At 50.9% G+C, this 6,249-nt stretch carries 1 protein-coding gene; it reads right to left on the bottom strand.

Annotation, left to right across the window (positions count from 1 at the left end; genetic code table 11):
- Positions 1 to 6,249: non-ribosomal peptide synthetase (locus F3J22_RS30185; protein WP_167021736.1), on the bottom strand; the 6,249-nt coding region annotated here is incomplete at both ends.

Here is a 6,249-nt window from a genome sequence, read left to right as displayed (position 1 = left end):
TCATGTCGCGTTTGAGCGGCAAGGCATCTACCAGCTCATCAAAGGGATAAGATTGATGTTCGTACGCAGACATTGTTACCTGCCGTACCTGTTCCAGTAGTTGCAGATAACTATTGCTGCCACTGAAACGCGTTCTAAGCGCCAGTGTATTCACATAGAATCCTATTTGTCCTTCCAGGTCGGCGTGTTCCCTGCCGGCTACCGGGCTGCCGAGGATGATATCTTCCTGGCCGCTGTAGCGGTAAAGCAAGGCATTCACTGCTGCCACTAATCCCATGAACAGTGTGCTGCCGGTGGACTGCAACAGCGATTGAAGACCAGTGAGGGCAATCTGCTTTTGCACCAGGCCGCCGTGGTAAGTCTTTACCGCCGGACGGGGCTTATCTGCCGGTAGTTCCAGCACCGGTAGCTCGCCGCTGAACTGTTCCAGCCAGTAGGCCTGGGACTGGGCGGCTGAGCCGGATTGCTGCCATACTGCGTAATCCTTGTACTGTAGCGGTAATACAGGTAGCGGACTGTTATCATGGTAGATATGCAGCAGTTCTTTGATCAGCACACCCATCGACCAGCCATCACTGATGATGTGGTGCATCACGTACACAAACACCCACTCTCCTGCTGCTACCTCCCCAACAGCGGCACGCAGCAAGGGGCCCGCACTCAGGTCAAAAGGGGTGTAACAAAATGTAGATATATCTGTAAGATCTTCTATCTTAAAATCTATAGCAGCAAGGATATATTGACGGACACCGGATTCCTCTTCCTTAAAGACGGTCCGTAATATTTCATGTCTTGCGATCAGTGTATTAAAGGCGGCTTCCAGTCTGGCGATATCCAAGGCGCCGGTCAAAGTATAGACTCCTGGCATGTTGTAGGCCACACTACCTTCTTCAAACTGGCTCAACACCCATAGGCGGCGCTGGGAAGACGACAACGGATATGACGCCTGCTGTGGCGCCGGGGCGATCTGTGAAAAGATCGTCTTCCGCGACGCAGCGATCAATAACCCCTGTTGTTCCAGGATGCTGTTGGAGAAAAGTTCCTTTAGCGGCAGCTTCACATCAAAAGCCTTATGGATCAGGCTTCCCAGCCGGGTAGCTTTCAGGCTGTGGCCTCCCAGGTCAAAGAAATTGTCTTTGACACCGATCGGCGTCCTGCCCAGTACCTGTTCCCAGATCGCTATTAACTGCGCTTCTATGTTATTACGGGCAGGTATATACGTAGTTCCGCTACTTAATCCAAAGTCTTCCGGAGCCAGCAGCTGCCGGCGATCTACCTTGCCATTGGCATTCAGCGGGAAGCTATCCAGCTGCACGAAGTAAGCCGGGATCATATGTGCCGGTAGCAGCTGGTCCAGCCAGCTTCTCAGCACAGTGCTATGCAGGGACTGCGCACTGGTCAGGTAGGCCACCAACTCCTTCTCCCCTTGCGATGTGGTACGCACTACCACGATGGCGGCATCTACATCAGGATGGGATTGCAGCGCATGGGTGATCTCACCCGGCTCTATACGATAGCCGCGGATTTTCACCTGATCGTCCTTGCGGCCAAGGAAGGCAATATTACCATCCGGCTGCCAGCGGCCGATATCACCGGTGCGATAAAGGCGGCCACCAGGCTGGAAGGGATCTGAAATGAAACGTGCGGCCGTGAGTTCTGCATTGTTCAGGTAACCCCTCGCAATACCATCGCCACCTACTACGATCTCCCCTGGTACGCCTATCGGACATAACTGACCGGCAGCATCCAGGATGTAGGCCGTGCTGTGGTGGATAGGCCTGCCAACAGGAATATCCGACAGCGTTTGTCCGGTATGATAGGTAAGTGAGAAAGTTGTATTCTCCGTTGGCCCGTAACCGTTAATAATCCGCAGCGAAGGATAATATTGTTGTAAGGTATGGATATGCAATGGGGAGAGCTTATCTCCTCCGGTGATCACCGTTCCAAGACCCTCAAATACCCTGATATCCTTGTCCACCAGCTGGTTCAGCCAGCCGCTGGTAAACCACATCACATCTACTCCATGTTCGGTAATCAGGCCTGCCAGCTGTTGTTCATCCAGCAATGCATCCTGACTGCACAGCACCAGTTTACCGCCATGCAGCAACATTGACCAGTATTCAAAGGTCGTCGCATCAAAGGACAGCGCGCCGGTAGAAAGCAGTATTTCATCACCGCTAAGACTTATATAGTTCTGTTCTGTTACCAGTCTTACTACGTTCTGATGGGTCACCATTACCCCTTTCGGCTTGCCCGTAGAGCCGGAGGTATACATCACATAAGCCAGGTCCTGCGGCTGATTAACCGTAGATACCGGCGTTGTATCGTAGGCTGACCGTACCGATTTAAAGCGGGACAATACGGCCACATCTATCAGCACTTTACAGCTGGTATCTTCCAGCACATAATCAATGCGCTCCTGCGGATAATCAGGATCGATGGGAACATAAGCCCCGCCTGACTTTAAGACACCCAGCACTGCAACCATCAGCCACTCACTGCGCTCCAGCATCACGCCTACCAGGTCATCAGACCCAAGGTGGTACTGCTCCCGTAAGTAATGCGCTAGCTGATTGGAAAGTATATCCAGCTCATGGTAAGTGAGCGACAATGATTCAAATACAAGCGCTGTTTTATCCGGTGTTTTCGCTGCCTGTGCAGCAAAGAGCGCAGTAATCGTTTTATCAGAAGGGTAAGCGATTGTTGTATTGTTAAAGTCGTACAGGATGGTAGCTCGTTCTTCATTGCCCAGGTAATCCAGCTGTTGAATAGCAATAGCAGGATGTGCTACAATCGCTGCCAGCAGCTGATCCAGATGGCTAGCTATCCTTGTTATCGTATCAGCGTGGAACAAGTCACTGTTGTATTCTATGCTAAGTTGTAATCCATCCTGCTGTGGTTCAAATATGAAGTTCAGGTCAAACTTGCTGACAGGATTAATAGCTTCTTCATAAGGCTTTATTTGCAGCGTTCCACTGCTTTGTGCTATGAGCGCATTAATATCTGTTTCCTGCAATACTACCATCACATCAAACAGGGGGCTGCGGCTCATGTCGCGTTTGAGCGGCAAGGCATCTACCAGCTCATCAAAGGGATAAGATTGATGTTCATAGGCAGACATCGTTACCTGTCGTACCTGTTCCAGCAGTTGCAGATAGCTATTGCTGCCACTGAAGCGCGTTCTCAGCGCCAGTGTGTTTACATAGAATCCTATTTGTCCTTCCAAGTCTGCGTGTTCCCTGCCGGCTACCGGGCTGCCGAGGATGATATCTTCCTGGCCGCTGTAGCGGTAAAGCAAGGCGTTCACGGCTGCCACTAATCCCATGAACAGTGTGCTGCCGGTGGACTGCAACAGCGATTGAAGACCAGTGAGGGCAATCTGCTTTTGCACCAGGCCGCCGTGGTAAGTCTTTACCGCCGGACGGGGCTTATCTGCCGGTAGTTCCAGCACCGGTAGCTCGCCGCTGAACTGTTCCAGCCAGTAGGCCTGGGACTGGGCGGCTGAGCCGGATTGCTGCCATACTGCGTAATCCTTGTACTGTAGCGGTAATACAGGTAGCGGACTGTTATCATGGTAGATATGCAGCAGTTCTTTGATCAGCACACCCATCGACCAGCCATCACTGATGATGTGGTGCATCACGTACACAAACACCCACTCTCCTGCTGCTACCTCCCCAACAGCGGCACGCAGCAAGGGGCCCGCACTCAGGTCAAAAGGGGTGTAACAAAATGTAGATATATCTGTAAGATCTTCTATCTTAAAATCTATAGCAGCAAGGATATATTGACGGACACCGGATTCCTCTTCCTTAAAGACGGTCCGTAGTATTTCATGTCTTGCGATCAGCGTTTTAAATGCAGCTTCCAGTCTGGCGATATCCAAGGCGCCGGTCAAAGTATAGACTCCTGGCATATTATAGGCCACACTACCTTCTTCAAACTGGCTCAACACCCATAGGCGGCGCTGGGAAGATGACAACGGATAAGACACCTGCTCAGGCGCCGGGGCGATCTGTGAAAAGATCGTCTTCCGCGACGCAGCGATCAATAACCCCTGTTGTTCCAGTATGCTGTTGGAGAAAAGTTCCTTTAGCGGCAGCTTCACATCAAAAGCCTTATGGATCAGGCTTCCCAGCCGGGTAGCTTTTAGGCTGTGGCCTCCCAGGTCAAAGAAATTATCTTTTATACCGATCGGAGTCCTGCCTAGTACCTGTTCCCAGATCGCTATTAACTGCGCTTCTATGTTATTACGGGCAGGTATATACGTAGTTCCGCTACTTAATCCAAAGTCTTCCGGAGCCGGCAGCTGCCGGCGATCAATCTTACCGCTGGCATTCAGCGGGAAGCTATCCAGCTGCACGAAGTAAGCCGGTATCATATAAGCAGGCAGGCTGCTTCCCAGCCACTGCCGCAGCTCTGCAAGTGCGATAGACTTTTTGCCAATAAAATACCCCACCAGGTTCAGCGTGCCCGTCTGATCAGCTTTCGCTATCACCACGGCGGCATCAATATCAGGATGACTATGCAGCACTGTAGCTATCTCTCCGAGTTCTATACGATAGCCGCGGATCTTCACCTGGTCATCTATACGGCCGAGGTATTCAATATTACCGTCCGGCAGCCAGCGGCCGATATCACCGGTGCGATAGATACGACGACCTTCTTCAAAGGGATGCGCCACAAACTTCTCCGCAGTCAGTGCCGGTTTGTTCAGGTAGCCACGGGCAAGCCCGTCGCCGCCGATGCAGATCTCACCGGTTACGCCGATCGGCTGTACGGAATTATCTGCACCGAGTATATACAGTTGTGTATTCCAGATAGGGCGGCCAATCGGGATGCGCTGATCCCCCGGCCGGGTTGCATAGTATGTCACATCCACTGAGGCCTCCGTAGGGCCGTACAGGTTATGAACAGGTGTAGTCATGCGCTCATACCAGCTGCGCACCGTTTCTGCTGATAGTGCTTCACCGCTGGTAACTACCAGTCGAAGACTGCCCAGCGCAGCGGTAATATCTTCTTCTTCAAATAAAGTAGTAATGAAAGCATTGAACATACCCGGCACAAAGTGCAGGCAGCTCACCTGGTGACGCGCGATCAACGCACGTAAACGTTCCGGTGCACCGATATCATCTTTATGGCACAACACCATACGCGCGCCCCAGCACAGCGGCAGGAACAATTCCCATACCGATACATCAAAGGTGAAGGTGGTCTTCTGCAGGATGATGTCTGCTGCACTAAACTGATAGTGCTGCCACATCCACTCCAATCTGTTCACCACACCACGGTGCTCCAGCATACAGCCTTTCGGCCTGCCGGTAGAGCCAGAAGTATAGATCACATAAGCCAGATCATAGGGTTGGTTGATGATAACAGGAGCTGTTATCTCATAAGATGATTGTACTGATGCAAAGCGTAACAGTTCTGCTTCATCGATCAGTACTTTGCAGGCACTATCGGCTACAATGTAATCGATACGGTCCTGTGGAAAATCAGGATCAATGGGAACATAAGCCCCGCCTGATTTCAGCACTGCCAGCAACGCGATGATCATCCGTTCACTTCTCTCCAGTTGCACACCTATTAAATCATCTGCTTTAATATCGTACTTACTTCGCAGGTAATGCGCCAGCTGGCTGGAATACTCATCCAGCTGCTGATAGGTAAAAACACTTTCTTCAAAAACCAGCGCTATCGCGTCAGGTGCTTTGGCCACCTGTTCTGCAAACAGATGCACCAACGTTTTATCTTCCGGATAAGCAGCTGCTGTATTATTGAAACCATGCAACAATTGTGTTTTTTCTGCTGCACTTAAATAATTCAGCTGGTTCAGTGATGCTTCGGGGCTTTCAACGATCGCATGCAGCAACTGTTCGAAGTGTTGCAGCAAGGCGTTAGCAGTTACAGCGGTATAGATATCACTGTTGTAAATAATACTAAGCTGTAACTGCGTACCTGCTGTTACAAACTCAAAAGAGAGATCAAACTTGCTGACAGGATTAATAGCTTCCTCATAAGGCTTTATTTGCAGCGCTCCGCCGCTTTGTGCTATGAGTGCATTGATATCTGTTTCCTGCAATACTACCATCACATCAAACAGGGGGCTGCGGCTCATGTCGCGTTTGAGCGGCAACGCATCTACCAGCTCATCAAAGGGATAAGATTGATGTTCATAGGCAGACATCGTTACCTGTCGTACCTGTTCCAGCAGTTGCAGATAGTTATTGCTGCCACTGAAGCGCGTTC

This window comes from Chitinophaga sp. Cy-1792, assembly GCF_011752935.1.
Taxonomy (GTDB): Bacteria; Bacteroidota; Bacteroidia; order Chitinophagales; family Chitinophagaceae; genus Chitinophaga.
Note: the sequence above shows the minus strand (reverse complement) of the source record. Positions and strands in the feature narration are given on the sequence as shown.